13 protein-coding genes and 1 tRNA gene are annotated in these 18450 nt (G+C 69.6%); 6 read left to right on the top strand and 8 right to left on the bottom strand.

Annotated features, from left to right (window positions below; genetic code table 11):
* Window positions 1-3: 3 nt before the first annotated feature.
* Window positions 4-77 (bottom strand) — tRNA-Met (locus tag AC14A7_RS00070).
* 37 nt (window positions 78-114) lie between these two features.
* Between AC14A7_RS00070 and AC14A7_RS00065 the strand changes: the two genes are divergently transcribed.
* Entirely contained in the window at window positions 115-582 is a 468-nt protein-coding gene (locus tag AC14A7_RS00065; protein ID WP_484005782.1) for a VOC family protein, read from the top strand.
* On the opposite strand, the gene AC14A7_RS00060 is transcribed toward AC14A7_RS00065, so the two are convergent.
* From AC14A7_RS00060 to AC14A7_RS00050, 3 genes are all read right to left on the bottom strand, one after another.
* Window positions 579-1439, bottom strand: a complete 861-nt coding sequence (locus AC14A7_RS00060; protein ID WP_484005780.1) for a class I SAM-dependent methyltransferase — start codon at window positions 1437-1439, stop codon at window positions 579-581. The two genes, AC14A7_RS00065 and AC14A7_RS00060, sit on opposite strands and share 4 nt — an antisense overlap.
* 2 nt (window positions 1440-1441) lie before the next feature.
* Window positions 1442-4312 carry a UPF0182 family membrane protein gene (locus tag AC14A7_RS00055; protein WP_484005778.1) on the bottom strand — a complete coding sequence of 957 codons (2871 nt, stop codon included), beginning with the start codon at window positions 4310-4312 and terminating at the stop codon, window positions 1442-1444.
* Between the two features lie 88 nt (window positions 4313-4400).
* Window positions 4401-5510, bottom strand: a complete 1110-nt coding sequence (locus AC14A7_RS00050) for a YlbL family protein (RefSeq protein ID WP_484005777.1) — start codon at window positions 5508-5510, stop codon at window positions 4401-4403.
* 147 nt (window positions 5511-5657) lie between these two features.
* Here AC14A7_RS00050 and AC14A7_RS00045 point away from each other — a divergent pair, with 147 nt between their 5' ends.
* On the top strand, window positions 5658-7004 hold the full coding sequence (locus AC14A7_RS00045; protein WP_484005775.1) for a zinc-dependent metalloprotease: 1347 nt from the start codon (window positions 5658-5660) through the stop codon (window positions 7002-7004).
* A 52-nt stretch (window positions 7005-7056) separates the two neighbouring features.
* Complete coding sequence (locus tag AC14A7_RS00040; protein WP_484005774.1) at window positions 7057-7881, top strand: TOMM precursor leader peptide-binding protein; 825 nt, start codon at window positions 7057-7059, stop codon at window positions 7879-7881.
* On the opposite strand, the gene AC14A7_RS00035 is transcribed toward AC14A7_RS00040, so the two are convergent.
* Window positions 7878-9563, bottom strand: a complete 1686-nt coding sequence (locus AC14A7_RS00035) for an ATP-dependent helicase (protein ID WP_484005772.1) — start codon at window positions 9561-9563, stop codon at window positions 7878-7880. The genes AC14A7_RS00040 and AC14A7_RS00035 overlap by 4 nt on opposite strands.
* Window positions 9560-10450 (bottom strand): NAD(+) diphosphatase, encoded by an 891-nt coding sequence (gene nudC, locus AC14A7_RS00030; RefSeq protein WP_484005771.1) that lies wholly within the window; start codon window positions 10448-10450, stop codon window positions 9560-9562. Before nudC ends, AC14A7_RS00035 begins: the two co-directional genes overlap by 4 nt.
* A 67-nt stretch (window positions 10451-10517) precedes the next feature.
* Here nudC and AC14A7_RS00025 point away from each other — a divergent pair, with 67 nt between their 5' ends.
* Complete coding sequence (locus AC14A7_RS00025; RefSeq protein WP_484005769.1) at window positions 10518-11468, top strand: phosphotransferase; 951 nt, start codon at window positions 10518-10520, stop codon at window positions 11466-11468.
* Window positions 11469-11479: 11 nt separating this feature from the next.
* Here AC14A7_RS00025 and AC14A7_RS00020 read toward each other — a convergent pair whose 3' ends face one another.
* Together AC14A7_RS00020 and AC14A7_RS00015 are read right to left on the bottom strand one after the other, a co-directional pair.
* Window positions 11480-14656: an ATP-dependent helicase gene (locus AC14A7_RS00020; protein ID WP_484005767.1), complete on the bottom strand. Its 3177-nt coding sequence runs from the start codon at window positions 14654-14656 to the stop codon at window positions 11480-11482.
* Window positions 14649-17765 (bottom strand): PD-(D/E)XK nuclease family protein, encoded by a 3117-nt coding sequence (locus tag AC14A7_RS00015; protein WP_484005766.1) that lies wholly within the window; start codon window positions 17763-17765, stop codon window positions 14649-14651. The genes AC14A7_RS00020 and AC14A7_RS00015 overlap by 8 nt, the downstream gene beginning before the upstream one ends.
* An 85-nt stretch (window positions 17766-17850) precedes the next feature.
* Between AC14A7_RS00015 and AC14A7_RS00010 the strand changes: the two genes are divergently transcribed.
* Both AC14A7_RS00010 and AC14A7_RS00005 read left to right on the top strand, forming a co-directional pair.
* Window positions 17851-18075 carry a DUF3107 domain-containing protein gene (locus AC14A7_RS00010; RefSeq protein WP_484005764.1) on the top strand — a complete coding sequence of 75 codons (225 nt, stop codon included), beginning with the start codon at window positions 17851-17853 and terminating at the stop codon, window positions 18073-18075.
* A gap of 3 nt (window positions 18076-18078) precedes the next feature.
* Window positions 18079-18375 carry a hypothetical protein gene (locus tag AC14A7_RS00005; RefSeq protein WP_484005763.1) on the top strand — a complete coding sequence of 99 codons (297 nt, stop codon included), beginning with the start codon at window positions 18079-18081 and terminating at the stop codon, window positions 18373-18375.
* Window positions 18376-18450: the final 75 nt, after the last annotated feature.

The raw sequence follows: 18450 nt of genomic DNA, 5'->3' as shown, positions 1-18450 counted from the left end.
TCGTTGCGGGGACAGGATTTGAACCTGCGACCTCTGGGTTATGAGCCCAGCGAGCTACCGAACTGCTCCACCCCGCGGCACAAGAATCAACACTAGCACGTTAGATTGGCGTGCATGACTGCCGTGGATGTCCCCGCCCTCTGGGCCGGCCGAGCCGATCCGATTCTTCCCACTGCCTCGATCCCACGCATCGTCGCGTTCTGGTCGGCTCTCGGCTTCACGACGGCCATCTGGCCAGACGACGACGGCTACGCGTGGGTGCGGCCCGGGCCGGTCGGCGGCATCTCGATGGACTACACGCTCAACGAGGAGCTCGACCCGTTCATGCACTCCGGCATGGCATATCTCACGGTTCCCGATGTCGACGCCGTGTATGCGTCGATCATGGCCTCCGGGGTCGCCTTCGACTCGATCACCGACGACGGGCTCTTCCGCTATTCCATGAACGACCTGCGCGAGCGCTGGTCGCTCGGCCAGTCGATCGCCCGCGTGACCCGCCCCATCGACCAGGTGTGGAACAAGCGCGAGATCGCGCTCTTCGACCCAGACAACAACCTCATCCGCATCGGCTCGCCGATCTAGGCGCTCGACCGCGTTGCGGCGATGCTGACCCCGAGGGGCAGCCACTTCTTGTCTGGCCACCCGAACAGGCCGTCCCGCGTCGGCACGACGGAGGGGAAGATGCGCCACGGCACCTCGTAGTGCTCGTGCAGGAAGTCGATGGTCAGGCCGGCGTCGATCAGCGCGGTCACCGTCTCGCCCAGGGGGTGCATCCACTCCACCGTGCGCGTGTTGGCGAGGGATGCCGACTCGTCGGCGTAGTCCCCTGCCTGGTCGACGACATCTCCGACGCCGTCGGAGTCGTACGGATAGCCCCACGCGGGCATGCCGCGGTCGTCGAGCCCGTCGAAGACGAAGGCGGCGGGATGCCCATCGGCGAAGTAGAGGCGACCGCCGGGCTTGAGGAACCACGCCACGATCCGCGCCCACTCTGCGACATCGGGCAGCCAGCCGATCGTGCCCCACGTCGTGAAGACCACGTCGAACGACTCCGGTTCCGGCAGGATGTGCCGGGCGTCGTACACGTTCGCCTCGATGAACCTGGCGCGGCCGTCAAGCCCGACCTCACGGGCGAGCGCGCGCGCGGCACCCACCGCCGGCTTCGAGAAGTCGATGCCGACCACGGTCGCCCCGCGCTGAGCGAGCACGAGGGTATCGGCACCGAAGTGGCACTGCAGGTGCAGCACCCGGAGCCCGTCGAGACCCTCGGGAAAGACGGAGGCGAGCTCCTCCTCCTCGATCGCGTAGAGCACGCCGTTGCCCGACCGCAGCCGCGACTGGTCGTAGAACTCGCTCGCGAGGTGAATGGGCACGCGTTCGTCCCACGAGGCGCGATTGGCGTCGAGCCAATCGCCGCCCCGCAGGTCGACGTCGTTCATCGTTACTTGCTCGCGGCCAGCGCCCGCTCCAGGGCTGCGGTGAGCTTCTCGTCGGCCTCTGCGGCCGCCACGAGGTCGTTGGCAGCGTACGCCGCCGTGCGCTCGTCGAGGGCCTCCTTGGCGTCGGCAAGGGCTGCCTGCAGCGCGGCGTTGGTGCCGCCGGTGTCAGGGGTGCCCGCTCCCGGCTCCTCTGCGCCCGGCTCGTCTGGCGTCGCCGGAATCTCGCCATCCGGAGTGTCGGCCCCGGAGTCGCCGCCGAAGAGCGAGTCGAGCGCGAGGTCGAGGGTGTCCTCGAAGGCGAGCTGGTCGCCGAAGGCCACGAGGATCTTGCGCAGCAGCGGGTAGCTCGTTCCACTCGTCGACTGCACGTAGACGGGCTGCACATAGAGCAGGCCGCCGCCGACCGGCAGTGTGAGCAGGTTGCCGAGGCTGACCTCGGTCTCACCGCGCTGCAGCAGGGCAAGCTGGTTGGCGACCTCTGTATCCGTCGTGAAGCTGTTCTCGACCTGACCAGGGCCCGGCACGGTGTCCTGGCTCGGAAGGGTGAGCAGCGTGAGCTTGCCGTAGTCCTCACCCGGGTCGGAGTTGACGGCGAGGTAGCCCGTGAGCACGCTGGAGCTCGAGGTCGCGCTGCCGCGTGGGATGTACGTGGAGTACAGCGTGAACGCCGGCTTGTCGGTGCCCGGCACCTGCATCGTCAGGTAGTACGGCGGCTGCAGTGCGGGATCCGTGGAGTCGGCTGGGTCGTTCGGCGTCACCCACTGGTCGTCGGCGGAGTAGAAGGTGTTCGCATCCTCGACGTGGTACGACCCGAGGATCGCGCGCTGCACCTTGAACAGGTCGGCGGGGTAGCGGATGTGGCTGAGCAGTCCCTCGCTCATCTCCGACGCCGGCTTGAGGGTCGACGGGTAGATCTTCTGCCAGGTGGTGAGGATCGGGTCCTTGTCGTCCCACGCGTAGAGCGTCACGCTGCCGTCGTATGCGTCGACGGTGGCCTTGACCGAGTTGCGGATGTAGTTGATGTCATCCAGCGCGTACTGCGGCGCCTCGGTGTAGGTGTCGGCGATCGCGCTGCTCAGCTGTTCGACGTGCGAGTAGGGGTAGTTCGCGGTCGTCGTGTAGCCGTCGACGATCCACACCGTGCGGCCGTCGACAACGGCCGGGTAGGTGTCGCTGTCGATCGTGAGGTACGGCGCCACGGTCTTGACGCGCTGGATCGGGTCGCGGTTGTAGAGGATCTGCGAGTTGTCGGTGATGTCCTCCGAGAGGAAGATCTGCTCCGACTGGAACTTGATCGCGTAGACGAGGCGGTTGAAGGCATTGTCGAGGGCGGGTCCGCCGTTGCCGGAGAACGTCGTCGTCTTGCTGTTCTCCTCGTTGTCGTCACCAGCCGGGTAGTCGAGCTCGATGGCCTTCGCACCCTCGGCAGCGCCGACGATGGAGTAGGCGGGCGACGCCTCGCCGAAGTACACGCGCGGCTCGAAGTCGCCGAGTGCGCCGGAGGTCGGGATACCAGCCTGCAGGAACTCCGGCTGGCCGTCGGCCGTGCGCTGGTTGCCGTAGGCAGCCACCACGCCGTAGCCGTGGGTGTAGACGAGGGTGTCGTTGTACCAGCTGCGGGAGTCGCCGAGGCCTGCCTGGTCGAGCTCGCGCACCGCGATCACGGTGTCCTGCGTCTTGCCGTCGATCACGTAGCGGTCGACGTCGAGGTGGTCGACGAACTGGTAGTACTGCTTGAAGCGCTCGAGCTGCGCGAATGAGTCGGAGACCAGCGCGGGGTCGATGATGCGGATGTTCGCCGTGGTCTCTGCGTCGGCGCGAAGGGCGCCAGCCTCTGCATCGGTCGTCGCGTTGTACGACTGCACCTCGACATCCGAGACGCCGTAGGCATCACGCGTCGACTGGATGCTGCGATCGATGTACTCCGATTCGAGCGTTCGCGCGTTCGGCTCCACCTGGAAGCGCTGGATCACCCACGGGTAGATGCCGCCGACGATGATGCCGCTGATGATGAGCAGCGCCGTGCCGATGATCGAGATGCGCCAGCGACCGATGACCGCGGTCACGAGGAAGAGCACCGCGACGAGGGCGGCGATGCCAGCGAGGATCGCGCGCCCGGGAATGAGCGCATTGGCCTCGGAATAGCCGGCTCCCGTGGACAGGAACCCTGAGCTCTCGTTGATCAGGGTCGTGTACTGGTCGAGCCAGATGGTCACGGCCCACAGGGCGAGATAGAGCGCCGCGATGATGGCGAGCTGCACGCGCGCGGAGCGCGAGATGAGCACCTCACGGCCCGTGACACGGATGGCGCCATAGAGGTAGGTGGTGGCGATCGTCGCAATGCCGGCGATGAGCACGACGGCGGAGGCGAAGCCAACGACACCGACGTAGAACGGCAGCTCGAACACGTAGAACGAGATATCGAGCCCGAACTGCGGGTCGACCGTTCCGAAGCTCGTGCGGTTGAAGTACTGCCAGACGGTCTCCCAGCGCGTGCTCGCCGAGACACCGGCGAAGACCCCGAGGACCAGCGGAATGCCGATCATCGCAAGACGGCGAAGGGGCTCGATGACCTGCTGGTAGCGGTCGAGCTGAGAATTGAGCTTGGCGTAGACGGGCCGGGCGCGGAAGGCAACCTCGACGGCGATCCAGACCGGCAGGGCCATGCCGACGAACCCGACGCCGAACATGACGGCGGTGCCGAGCCACTGCGTCGTCAGCACGGGAAGGAAGCCGAGCTGGTCGAACCACAGGATGTCGGTGTACAGCCCGGAGAAGATGAAGAAGACCACGACAAGCGCGGCGACGATCACGGCGGTGATCGTGAGGGCGACCCTCGTTCTGCTGGGTGGAAGGGGTGCTGTTGCGGTCACTCGAGTCGCTCCTGGCTCTCGTAGGCGGTCAGCTCACATCTTAAGTGAGCCGGACTGGGGAAATGCCAGCGTTCGCTGCAAGCTGCAATCAGCTTTCGCACCGGGGAAGCAGCGCGGTGCTCGCCCCGGTGGAGAGCGTGTTGAGCACGGCGAGCGAGTCGGCCAGGGTTGCGACTGCGAACACCGACAAGCCGTCGGGAATCTCGCCGACCACCTCGTCGCAGTTCGCCGCTGGCGCGAGGAAGAAATCCGCCCCGCTGTCGAGCGCGCCGTACATCTTCTGGCGGATGCCCCCGATGGCACCGATCGTGCCGTCCTCAGAGATCGTTCCTGTTCCTGCGACGTCGGTGCCGCCGGTGAGCGGACCAGGGGTGAGCTTGTCGATGATCGCGAGTGCGAAGATCTGCCCGGCGCTCGGCCCGCCGATGCCCTCGAGCTGGATCGCGACGTCGAAGGGGAAGACGTACTCCTCAAGGGTGTTGATGCCGATGATGGGGCCGTCGTCGCCGGCGATCGGGGTGACGCTGACATCCTGGCTCGCTCCTGCGCGGAGGATGGTGACGACCGCCGTCGTATCGACGCCGTTGGCGTCGAGCTCTGATCGCAGCGCTGCGACATCGGCAATCGCGACCCCGTTGACGGCGGTGATCACGTCGCCCGCGACGAGGAGCTCGTCGGACGGACCGCCGTCGAGGGTGTCGAAGACGCTGACTTTCTTGGTGTAGTCGCGACCGAGCACAGTGAGCGCCGCGGCGACGGCCGTCTTCTGCGATTCGGCCATCTGGGCTGCGTTGTACTCGTTCCGCTCCTCCGAGGTGACGTCGGGCGGGAACACCTCGTCGACCGGAACCACATCCTGGCTCTTCGTGAGCCACCCGGTCAGAACCGTCGACCAGAGGGCCGGTCGCTCGCGGTCGCCAATGGTCGAGACGGTCAGCATCGAAAGGGACCCCGTCGTCGGGTAGGTCTCCTCCATCGGGATGTCGACGAGGGGCACCGTGTCGCCGTCGATCTCGACGGTGCCGAGGGTGTCGTGCACCTCTCCCGGGGCCTCGACAACGAAGCCGGACGGCGTCGAGCCGAAGGCCACGAGGGCTGCGACGACCAGGGCGCCGATGAACCAGGTGACCCATCCGCCACCGAAGGGCGCAGCGCGCTCCTCCTCGTACTCGGCGTAGTCGGCCGCTGATCTGCTCACCACTGCGTTATTCGCCACTGTGCTCTTCGCCGCCGTGTCCTCGACTGATTCGGGTTGCTCGACTGTTCGCCGAGGGCGCACTGCCGGGAAGCCCAAGCTTAGGCGAAATCCCTTCCCCCACGAGTGGCAGAGGCTAGCGTTGACGGCATGGACGACGAGCCGAGCCGAGAGCCGGAAGACGAATTCAAGGACATGCTGAGGGAGTTCCTCTCCGGCAACGGCGAGATCGACCCAGCGAGACTCGCGAGCGCCGCCGGGCTGCCCAACGACCCTGAGCTCGTGTCGCAGCTCATCAGCCAGCTGCAGAATGCACTGCAGTCGAGTGAGGACGGCGTCAACTGGGGACTCGCCCTCGAGCAGGCCACCGGCCTCGCGTCCCGGTCGAGCGTCGTCTCGCTTCCCGCAGAGCGATCGCAACTGGAGCAGGCGTTCCATGTCGCCTCGCTGTGGCTTGCCGAGGCAACGTCGATCACCGAGCTCACCGCCACCCCGCGGCTCATCAGCCGCACCGAGTGGGTCACGACGACGATGCCGATCTGGACGCAGCTGGCCGAGCCGGTTGCGACGAGCATCGCCGATGCGCTGACGGGCGTGCTGCAGGACCAGGCTCCCGATGAGCTCGAGGGCATGATGGCCAATGCGAGCCAGCTCATGCGCAACGTCGGCGGCACCCTCTTCGCCATGCAGCTGGGCCAGGTGGTCGGCCAGCTCGCGAGCGAGGTGGTGTCGGGCGGCGACATCGGCATCCCGTTGCTCGGCTCCTCCGGCTCCGACAGCCAGGCGGTCATGATCCCGCAGAACGTCGCGGCCTTCGCGACCGGACTCGACATCCCCGTCGACCAGGTGCAGCTCTACCTCGCGGTGCGCGAGCTCGCCCACGCCCGCCTGTTCCGGCACGCCAAGTGGCTGCGGCTGCAGCTGCTGTCGTCGATCACGGAGTTCGCCCACGGCATCCGCATCGACACCGATCGACTAGAGGAGCTGGCGACCGACCTCGATCCGAGCAACCCAGAGGAGCTGCGGGACGCGCTGACGAGCGGTGCCCTGATACCGCCGAAGTCCGATGAGCAGCTCGCCGCGCTCGCGCGACTCGAGACGATGCTCGCCCTCGTCGAGGGCTGGGTCGACGTCGTGACGGCCGAGGCGACCGCCCGCCTGCCCAAGCGTGACGCGATCGCCGAGACTGTGCGCCGCCGCCGTGCGTCGGGAGGCCCCGCCGAATCCGCGTTCGCGACACTCGTCGGCCTCGAGCTGCGACCACGGCGCCTTCGCGAGGCCGCCGCCATGTGGCAGAAGGTCTCGGATGCGGTGGGCGCCGATGCGCGTGACGCCCTGTGGTCGCATCCCGACGTCGTCCCAACGGCAGACGACATCACCGACCCGTCCGCCCTGCTCTCCCGACTGACGGGAGGCTTCACTAGTCTCGACGACGTCGACCAGGCCATCGAGGACCTCCTGAACGACGACACGACCGAGCGGCCGACAGAGGACTGACGCGTGTGGATGCCGCCGACGCGGCATCCGGCCCTGCTGGCACTATCGGCGCATGGTGCTGCGACTCGACCCACGACTCCCCCTCGTCTGGCGCAGCCCGACGAGCCTGCAGATCGGCGTCTCTCGCGCCGTCGTCACCCTCGACGGCGTCACTGTCGGCACAGAGCGCATGCTCGCGGCGCTCAGCGGCGGCGTTCCGCACGCAGGGCTCGCGATGATCGGGCGGTCGGCTGGCTTGCGCGGCGACGAGGTCGAGGGGTTTCTCGCGCAGGTTGCGCCCGCGCTCGTGCGTGAGGGCGGGGGCAGTGCCGAGCGGGTGGTGGTTGTCACCGGCGAAGGCCCGACGGCCGAGGCCGTCGCCCGGCTGCTCGCCGCCGAGGGCTTCACCGTGCGCATTGCGCGCACGGTGGCCGCAGCAGAGGGCGAGTCGTGCGACCTCGCCGTTGCCGTCGGGCACTTCGTGCTCGAGCCAGCGCTGCACGGTCTCTGGCTGCGGCGCGACATTCCCCACCTTGCCGTGCTGGTCGGCGACGCCGACGTCACCATCGGCCCGCTCGTCGAACCCGGCCGCTCTGCATGCCTGTACTGCCTTCAGCTGCACGCCACCGAGGCCGACGCCGCGTGGCCGGCTATCGCGTCCCAGCTGTGGGGCCGCACGGCCGCAGCAGACACCCCCCTCGTCGCGAGCGAGGCGGCCGCGATCGCAGCCCGCGTCGTTGGGGGCTGGTTCGCGCTGGGGGCCGCCTCGGCATCCGGCCAGATTCACCTGGATGCCGCGACCGGCACCGTGACTACATCGGCCGTCGACCCGCACCCCGCCTGCGGCTGCCTCGAACCGGGCTTCACGAACGGCGAGGCCGTCGCCGCCGTTCGCTAGCGCTGCAACTCGGCGAGAAAACGGCTGGGGTTGCGCTGGCCGCCACGGCTCGGCGACCCAGCGGATCCCTCCCGCGACCACGACAGGCTCAGTCGCCGCCGGGCACGGGTGACCCCCACGTAGAGCAGCCGACGCTCCTCCTCGACCGCCGCCTCCGTTCGTGCGTAGCTGATGGGCAGCAGCCCCTCGCTCAGGCCAGCGATGTGCACGGACTCCCACTCGAGTCCCTTCGCCGCGTGCATCGTCGCGAGGGTGACGGCCGCGCGCGTCGGGTCGTGCTGCCCCTGCTGGCGTTCGAGCAGCTCCTCGACGAACTGGCGAAGGGTCGTGCCTGGTGCCGCCTCCTCGGCCAGGCCCATGAGCGCGTTGAGCGACTCCCAGCGGTCGCGAACGGCGCCGCGCACCTCTGGGGCGTCCTGCGTCCAGCCGAGGGAGCGCAGCACGTCGCTGACCGTCTTGAACAGCGGCTCGGCGATCGCCGTTGTCACCGTCGCGCCCTTGAGGAGCATGAGTGCCTCCTTGACCTCGCGCAGCTCGAAGAACCGGGTCGCACCGCGCAGCAGGTACGGCACACCGGCATCAGAGAGCGCCGCCTCGAGCGCGGTCGACTGCACGTTGATGCGGTACAGCACCGCGATGTCCTGCGGGGCCGCTCCCCCGGCGATCTCCGCGGCAATGGCATTCGCGATCGAGCGGGCCTCTGCGCTGTCATTGGGCGCGACGTTGACCGTCGGGGCCGGCCCGCTCGGCGCGACAGCGTGCAGCGACAGTGCGCCGGTTCTGCCGTGCATGAGCCGGTTCGCCGAGGCGACGATCTCCGGTGTCGACCGGTAGTTCTGCTCAAGGCGCACGACGACCGACTCCTGGTACTTCGCCGGAAAACCGAGGAGGTACGCCGGCGATGCCCCTGCGAACGAGTAGATGGTCTGGCTCGCATCCCCGACGACGCAGACGTCGCTGCGCTCGCCGAGCCAGAGCGTCAGCAGGTCGTGCTGCAGCGGCGAGACGTCCTGGTACTCATCGACGACGAAGAAGCGGTACTGCTCCCGCACCTGCTGGGCGACGCGTGGCTCCGCCTCGATCATGCCGGCGGCGGCGAGCAGCACGTCTTCGAAGTCGAGCTGCCGGCGCTCGTCTTTGAGGTTCTCGTATGCCTGCTGCAGCGACGCAGCCGTCTCCATCGTCAGGGTGGAGGGAAGGATGCGGCCGGAGTGCGCATACTGCTCGATGCTCAGTCGCGAGACCTTGCGCCACTCGATCTCTGCCGCTGCATCGCGAAGGGTCGCCGTGTCGAGCTTCAGCCGGATCGAGTCGGCCGCGTGCGCGAGCAGTCGGGCCTTGCTCTCGATGAGCCGCGGCATGCTGCCGCCGACCACCTGCGGCCAGAAGTAGTTGAGCTGCGACAGCGCGGCGGAGTGGAAGGTTCGGGCCGCCACACCGCCGGCGCCGAGTGCTCGAAGCCGGCCACGCAGCTCCCCTGCGGCACGGGTCGTGAAGGTGAGGGCAGAGACCCGGCCGGGAGGGTACACGCCGCTCGCCACCCCGTAGGCGATGCGGTGCGTGATGGCCCGAGTCTTTCCCGTGCCAGCACCGGCGAGCATGCACACCGGACCGAGCAGCGCCTCGGCCGCCTGGCGCTGCTGCTCGTCGAGCCCGTCGAGCAGCGACTCCGGGCTGCTCATGGCGCAGCCTCCGGCAGCGGGCCGCCGAACCACTCCTCGATGATGGCGAGGGCGATCGAGGTCGCACCGGGCAGGCGGATCTCGCCGACCGACGCCGCAAGCTCGTCGCGGCTGAACCACCGAAGGTCGAGGATCTCCTCGCCGTCGGGCGTGAGCGTGCTCTCGACCGACTCGTCGACGCGCGCCGTGAAGCCGACCATGAGCGAGGCGGGAAAAGGCCACGGCTGGCTGCCGAGGTAGACGGGGTCGGTGACGCGGATGCCCGACTCCTCGAACACCTCGCGCGCCACGGCCGCCTCGAGCGACTCGCCCGGCTCGACGAAGCCTGCGAGGAGCGAGTAGCGGTTCGACTCCCACGCGGCGTTGGATCCGAGCAGGATGCGGTCGGCGGCATCCGTCACCCCGACGATGATCGCCATGTCGGTGCGCGGGAACAGATCGCGGCCGGCCTCCGGATCGCGCAGCACCCACCCACCCGTGGTCGCCACCGTCGCCGCCCCGCTGAGCGGCGAGAAGCGGTGCGCGAGGTGCCAGTTCGAGATCGCGAGGGACTCGACGAAGAGGGCGGCATCCAGGTCGTCCAGCTGGGCGCCGAGGGTGCGAAGGCTGCCCCATGGGCCGAGGTCGCCGGGCTCGTCGAGCACGACGCAGAAGCGCGGGGCGCCGGTCTCTGTGCGGCCGAGGTAGACCACGAGCTCTGACGGGGGCGCCTGCGCTGCCGTCAGGAGTGCAAGGCGCGCCTCGCCGCTCAGCAGCGCGAGACCGTCGGCGATGACGACGAACCTGGCCTCCGGATGCTGCAGCAGGCCCGCATCGCCGCGACCGAGGTGGTCCCGGTCGAGTCCGCTGCGCGCGAGCGGCAGTCGCGCGAGGAACGACCGTGACATGTTCAGACCCATCGGAAGTGCGTGGCGTGCAAGGGATGCGGAGGATTCTCGACCTACCCTGAGTGGCATGGCCAGATCCAACCTCACTCTAGCCGCGCTCGCCACGGCGGCCGTGGCGGGCCTCGACCTCGCCTCGACGGCAAGCTTCGGCGCGCACGGTGACAATGATTTCGACTCCGCGCTGCTCACCGGGCGCGACGGACGGCACTGGATCATGCGCGTGCCGCGCAACGAGGCAGCGGAGGCACAGCAGTCCGCCGACCTCGTTGCCCTTCGCGCGCTGAGCAGTGGCGTGCGCGCCCGCCTCCCCTTCGCCGTCTCGACCTACGTCGGGCAGGTTCCCGTCGACGGCACGCGCGGCATCGTCTACGAGTTCGTCTATGGCGAGAAGGCCCACCTCGACGACCTGCAGCCGGGCACCGACGGGCTCGCGGCATCGATCGGGCGCGCGATCGCCGCCATCCACTCGCTTCCCACGAGCTTCGTCGCCGACGCAGGGCTTCCCGTGCTCACCCCGATCGAGAGCCTGCGCAGCGCCGTCAGCATCATGGACCGCGCTGCCGCGACAGGCATGGTTCCCGCATCGCTGCTCGGCCGGTGGGAGCGCGCCACCGAGGACACCGCGATGTGGCAGTACCAGCCGACCGTCGTCAACAACACGCTGAGCGCTGACTCCTTCCTCGTCCAGGGCGAGGCGGTCACCGGCCTCCTCGGCTGGCATGAGCTTCGGGTGGCCGACCCGGCACGCGACCTGTGCTGGCTGCTGGCTGCACACGACGCGGATGCCTCGCAGGCAGCCCTCGACGCGTACCACTCCGCGCGCGGCACGCTCGACCGCCAGGTCGGAACGAGAGCGACGCTCTATGCGGAGCTCGAGGTGGCCAAGTGGCTGCTGCACGGCACCCAGGTGCGCAGCACCGAGATCGTCGACGACGCTGTCAGCATGCTCAGCGCGATCGTCGACGACGTCGAGAACGACGTCATGGCCCCTCTCGGCGCCCGCAACCTGTCTGCCTAGCTGCTCGTCGCCTAGGCGTACACCCGCCGCCACTCCGTGACGAGCTCGTCCTCGTCGAAGATGCGCGCAGGACGCACCACCCTGTCGTCGGCCACAAAGTAGAAGACAGCGTCGATGCGGGCCGGGTCGATGCCGCGCCACTTCGCATAGGCGAGCCGATACAGCGCGAGCTGCAGCTGCTTGCGTTCGAGGTCGTCGTCGTCGACGGGCGCCTTTCCCGTCTTCCAGTCGACGACCTCGAACCGGTCGCCCGGCAGGGCGTAGATCGCGTCGATCTTGCAGATGACGATGTGGCCGTCGAGCGGGAGGTGGATCTCGCGCTCCACCTCCACCGGCTTGCGGGTCGCCCACTCCGAGTGCTCGAAGGTGCGCTGCAGCTCTGCGAGACGTTCGAGATCGAGGGTGCCCTCTGCGTCATCCAGCTCTGTCTCCAGCGCGTCGATCGTCTCGGTGCCACCGTGCACCCCGAAGCGGTTCTCGACCCAGGAGTGGAACACCGTGCCGAGCCGGGTCGCGCGGTATGGCCGCTGCGGCATCGGGCGCCGCAGCGAGGCGGCGACCTCTGCTGGGGCGTCGACGAAGTCCTTGAAGCGGGATGCCGGTACCCGAGCAGGCACCGCGACCCGCTCGCTTCCCTCGATGCGGCGTCGCCGCTCCTCGAGCAGCAGGTCGAGATCGCGATCCCACGCCCCACCCGCCCCCGGCGCGCTCGCGCGCACCTCGGCCGCAGCCCATTCGACGGCGGCCCGTCGGCCGCCGAGCGGGTCGAGCGGCCAGGTGATGATCGTCGCGTCGTCGCCGAGTGGGTTCTCCTCGTGCTCGCTCGCCGTCGGCAGCGGGCCGATCACGCCGGCATCAGAGAGCTCGCGCAGGAACGGGCTCGGCGGCCGCTGCCGCGACTGCGTCGACCAGAACGAGCTGGAGACGAGAAGCCCGTGCCGCGCCCTCGTCACTGCGACATAGGCGAGGCGGCGCTCCTCCTGCTCGTTGCGCGCCCGCACGGCATCGCTGAAGCGACCCTTGGCGTCGATCAGCTCCTTGCGGGTCGTCGCGGTGCGCCACTCGAACTCCGGCAGCTCTGCCGCATCGCCGCGGAACTCGTAGGGAAGGGTGCCGAAGCTCAGCCACCCCGTGAAGCCCTCGTTGGGAGTGCCGGGCAGCTCGCCGTCGGTGAGGCGAGGCACGACCACGTGGTCCCACTCGAGGCCCTTCGAGCCGTGGATGGTGAGCAGCTGCACGGTGCCCGGCTCGGCATCCTCGGTGCGCGGGGAGAGCCCTTCGCGGTTCTCCGCCTCCCGCAGCCAGCCGAGGAACCCGCCGAGGCTCGCCGAGTCGTCGTGGTTGTACGCACCGACCGAGAGGTAGCCCCCGAGGGCGTCGAAGAAGGCCTCCATCGTCGCTCCGCCGAGAGGGCGCGCCTCGTTGGCGGCGACCTCGATGTCGAGCAGCAGCTCCTGCTCGACGAAGGTGACGAAGTCGAGCAGTTCAAGACCGGAGCGCGCGCGCAGCCGCGCGAACAGGGCACCGGCGTGCCGCAGCCGCTCCAGGCCAGCCTCACTGAAGTTCTCGAGCGCGACGTGGCCCGGCTTCGCGGTCGCCACGAAGTCGAGGGCGTCGACGATCGAGCCGCCTTCCCCCTCTGCAACAGAGTTGCGCAGCTTCTCCCTGATCTCCTCGTCGAGCATCTGGTGGCGGTAGTCGCGGTCGCGAAGCCAGGAGGCGACTCGGCTGAGGGCGTGCAGGTCGCGCACACCGAGCCGCCAGCGCGAGCCCGCGAGCAGGCGCACGAGCTCTGAGCCGGCCGTCGGGTCGTTGACCACGGTGAGGGCGGAGACGAGGTCGGCGATCTCCGGCTCGATCATGAGCCCGCCGATGCCGAGCACGTGGAACGGCACCTCGTGCGCGCGAAGGGCGTCGATGAAGAAGCGCTGGCTCGATCGGGTGCGGAAGAGCATCGCGGCACTCGGCAGCTCTCCCGCCTCGTTCGCGACGATGCGCTGCTTGAGCCAGACAGCGGCGGCGTTCGCCTCGTCGCGCACCGTCTCCTCGACGGCAACGTCGACCGCGATGGCACTGGCCGACGGGCCCGGCTGCAACCGCTCGACCCGCACCCGGGTGGTCGCCACGAGCGGCTCGACGAGGCCGTTGGCCACGTCGAGGATGTGCTGCCCGTTGCGCCAGCTCGTCGACAGCGAGAACGTGGCCGCCCGGTTCGAGGCGAACTGCGACGGGAAGGATTCGAGGTTTGCGGCGCTCGCTCCGCGCCATCCGTAGATCGACTGGTTCGGATCGCCGACCGCCATGACCGGATGGTGCGCGAACAGCTCGGAGAGCAGCCACGACTGCACGACGCTCGTGTCCTGGTACTCGTCGAGCAGCACCACCCGGAACCGCTCGCGGAAGTCGGCGACCACACCGGGGGTTCGCCGCACGATCTCGAGTGCGAGCGCCACCTGGTCGGAGTACTCGACGAAGCCACGACTGGCCTTCGCCCGCTCGAACTCCGCGGCGAGACCGAGCAGCACGGGAAGCGCCCCGACCCGCTGCGCGAGCATCGCGGCCTCCGCGTACTCCCCGCGGCCTCCGGGGGGAAGGTCGGCGAGAGCGGCGAACTGCTCTGCCATGGATGCGACCGCCGTGACATCGACGACGTTCTCACTCACCGCGTGGCTGAGCTGCAGCGCCGCCTTCGTCACAGTGTCGGCGTTGCGGTCGAGGTCGGGCAGCCGGTCGTCGGTGCTCGCGACGACGATGCCGCGCATGAGCTGCCACGCCGACGCCTCGCCGAGCACGGTGCCATCGCTCTCCCGGCCGAGCAGGGCGGCGTGGTCGCGGTAGATCGTGTTGGCGAAGGAGTTGTAGGTCGAGATGCTGGGCGGGTCGAAGGCGTCATAGCCCCGCCCCTCGGCGATGAGCCCGACCGCTGCCAGCTGCTCGATGCGCTCCCGCACGCGGGCGGCGAGCTCGCCGGCGGCCTTGCGCGTGAAGGTGAGGCCGAGCACCTCGCTCGCCGAGACGTGGCCGTTCGCGAGCAGCCACAGCACCCGGTTGGCCATCGTCTCTGTCTTGCCGCTGCCCGCGCCGGCGATCACGAGGGCAGGGGCGAGGGGCGCCTCGATGACGGCCTGCTGCTGGGCAGTGGGGCGGGGGCGCTCGAGGGCGTCGGCGATCTCGACGGAGCTAGTCACTCGACACCGCCCTCACCCGGTGCAGCGACCGCGACGCGACACTGGGGCCTCGGGTCGGCAGCTCGATGACACCGTCGAACGACGCGGCCGCCATGAGCGAGGCGGCCTGGCGGATGCGGGTGCGGAAGCCATCGAGCTGCTCCTCGGTGAGCGGTGCCTGGGCCGCCTCGCGGTAGAGCTTGCTGCGCACCCCCTGCTTGACGAACAGGAGCTTCGCTCCCCCGCTCGCGTGCTCCCCGTGCTCGGCGAGGAACTCGTCGAGCACGCCCTCTGCATAGGCGAGCTGGTAGGCGCCGAGCTGCGGGTGTGCGTCGATCTCGTCCTGCCTGGTGACCGGCGAGCCGGTCTTGAGGTCGACGATGACGACGGAGCCGTCGGGGTGGCGCTCGACGCGGTCGATCGAGCCGTTGACCTTCGCGGGGGGCACATCGAGCGAGAACCTGCCCTCGGCCGCCACGAGCAGCTTGCCATCGCGCTGGAAGTCGCCGAGGTACTCCGCGACGCCGGCCGCGAGAACGCGCGTCGCTCGTCGCTGGTGCTCCGCCATCCACGCGGACTCGAAGGCGAGCTCTCCCCAGCGTGCCTCGATCGCGGCCCACACGGCATCCACGCTCGGGTCGGTTGCCGTCTCCATGGCCCAGTGCACGAGCGTGCCGACGGCCATGGCCGTCGACGACTGCGAGCCAGAGATCGACTCGACGAACCAGTCGAGCGGGCTCTCCTCGAAGCGGGAGAGCTGGGATGGCGAGACCGGTACAGTGTCATCTGGTCCGAACAGCGGGTCGACCGTCGAGGGCTCGAGCAGCCCGTGCCACTCGGTCGGGTCGGCACCGGGCACCCGCTCGGCGGCAAGACGGGACAGCGCGGATGCGGCGGCCGCCCGCTCGCGCAGCGAACGACCAGGGGCGATGAGCTCCCGTCGCAGCCTGCCGGTGAGCCCGCGCAGCGACAGTGGCGGACGATTCGACACGTCGGCCGCAACAGCACTGGCGGGCAGCAGGCTGAAGAACACGCTGCGCGCCTCGTCGTCGTTGGCGACCGCAGCGACGACCACCTGGGTGGTCGCGCGCGAGACCGCGAGCGCGAACATGCGCAGCTCGTCGCCGAGCACGAGGGCCCGTTCGTTGACCGTCGAGGAGTCGACCCCCGTGACTACCCGCACGAGCTCCTGCGGGTTCAGCAGGGAGCCGCGGAGGCGCAGGTTCGGCCACGCGCCGTCTTGCAGCCCAGCGACCACGACGATGTCGTACTCCGCGCCGACCACGCCTGGCGGTGTCGAGACGAAGACCGCGTCGGTCGCCGGCTGGGGCGACAGGGTGTCTTCCGGCACCTCGGCATCGAGCACGTTGGCGAGGAACACGGAGTACCCGGCGGCAGGCTCCCGCTCGACGAAGCGCTTCGCCGCGCTGAAGAGGGCAACGATGCCGTCGAGGTTGCGGTTGGACTCGTCGGCGACGATGCCGTTCGCGAGCGCGGCGTCGAACCACGGCTTGGCCAGCCCGCTCTTCTCCCAGGCGAGCCACAGCAGCTCCTCGATCGTCGCGCCAGCCGCGGCCAGGTCGCCGAGATCCGACAGGATGCCGGCGAGCCTGTCAGCGCTTCGCGCCACCCGGTGGTCGATCGTTGCCAGCCGGTCGCGCGCGCCCAGCGCCTCGACGAGCAGCTCGTCGCTCGGGCGGGAGCCCCCGCCCGCGAGCTCCTCTGCCCGGAGGGCGAGCCGCAGCCGTCGCAGCGCGAGCGGATCGAGCCCGCCGATGGGTCCGAGCAGCAGCTCGGTCGCGAGCGCGGGAGACAGCGGGGTGCGGCCGGCACCCGCGTCGACGACGAGGAGCAGGGCCCGCGCGGCTGGAAGGTCGCGCAGCGGTCGCCCGCCGACGGCGGTGCGGCTCGGCACCTCGGCGAGGGCGAGGGCCCGCGCCGCCGGCGCCACGGATGCGCCGGAGCGGAGAACGACGGCCATGCGCGACCACGGAACCCCGCGCACGAGATGGTGCTCTCGCAGCACCCGTGCGACCGACGACCAGACCCGGCCGGCACTCGGCGCCTCGACCGTGAGGATGGCGGGCAGCTCGAGCTGCGGCTCTCGCACCCCCGGCGCGGCGCGCTGCGGCCCCGCGGCCGCTGTGCCGATGCGCTCTGTGACCCGGGTGGTGAGCTCGCGAAGGGCAGAGGGCTGGCGGTGCACAGCGGAGAGCACGATGGTCGTCAGTGCGGGAATGGCGAGAACACTCGAGAGCCGGCCGAGCACGTCGGGCTCGCCGCCGCGGAAGGCGTTCGCCGCGACATCCGGATCGCCGAGGGCGATGATCGCTACGCCTCTGGCGGCGAGGGCGCGAAGAAAGGCGACGGTCGACTCCGTTGCCTCCTGTAGGTCGTCGACGACGACGAGCCGCAGTCGAGAGACGCGATCCGACGACTCGATAGCGGCAATCGCGAAGCGCACGAGCTCTGCCGCGTCGAGCTGGTACTCCCGCGCGCTCGCCACGACCTCGAGGTACTCGTCGATGAAAGCCGCGGCGGCCACCCACTCCGGATGCCCGCTCGACGCCCCGAGCGAGGCGAGAGCCGCCGGGGTCACGCCGTACTCCGTGGCTCGCCCCATGAGCTCGCGCAGCTCGGTGCGGAACACCCGCAGGCGCCGCACGTCGTCGTTCAGCGGATCCGGCCACGCCGGGCCGGTGCCCTCCTCGAGGTGCCCCTCGAGCAGCTGGGCGATGTCGCTGTCCTGATCGCCGCCCGTCGCGAGCCGGGGCAGCGGCGCTCCGGCGGCACGCGCTGCCTCTGTGACGATCTCGAAGGCGAGCGAGTTGACCGTGCGGGCAAGAGGGCCGTTGGTCGCGGCATTCAGTCGCAGCGCGAGCTGGTCGCGCAATCGGGATGCCCCAGCGCGACCCTGCGTGAGCACGACGATCTCGTCGGCGCCCCAGCCGCGGCCGAGCACCCGATCGGCGACGAGCTCGACCACCACCGTCGACTTGCCAGAGCCGGGAGCCCCGATCACCGCCGCCGACTGCGTGTCGGCGAGGGTGAGCACCGCGCGCTGCGAGTCATCGAGCACCGGGACCGCGACGGCGCCAGACGCCGCTCGCTCGAATCCCTTGATTGCCACGAGTACAAGCTAGCGGGAGGGGCAGACAGTACGCCCACGGTGAACGGGGCGATGCGGCATCCTCGCGGTGTCGTAATCTTGCCTCGTGGACATTCGCATCGGCATCACCAACAGCCCCCGTGAGATCACCTTCGAGTCGGGCCAGACGGCCGCGGAGGTCGAGGCGCTCGTCGCCGCAGCCTTCGAGGCGTCGAGCGCGTTCATCAAGCTGAGCGACAACAAGGGCAAGGTCTTCATCGTGCCGACCGCCAGCTTCGGCTACATCGAGATCGGCTCCGAGTCGTCGCGTCGCGTCGGGTTCGTGGCGTAGACCATGGAGCTCCTCTTCGTCGTCCTCATCGCCGCGGGCCTCGGATTCCTCGCGCACTACGCGCTGCCTGGTCGTGAGACCCGCGGATCCCTGCTGCTCGGCGCCATCGCCGCCATCGTCGCATCCGTCATCTGGGTCTCGCTGCTGTGGCTCGGCTTCACCTTCGACGGCGGCTGGATCTGGGTCATCAGCCTCGTGGCTGCCGGCACCGCGGCGCTCGTCGTCGCCCTCGCCCTTCCGCCGCGCCGTCGCGCCAACGACCGCGCGCTGCTGACCAGGCTCTCCGGCGGCAAGGCGTAGCCTCCGATCCGCTCGGCAGGATCGCCAGCCGACTCCTGCGCATCGGGGGGGGGGGGGGGGGGGGGGGAGGCGGGG

The sequence above is a fragment of the Conyzicola sp. genome (assembly GCF_057073975.1).
This window is presented reverse-complemented; position numbering and strand designations above follow the sequence as displayed.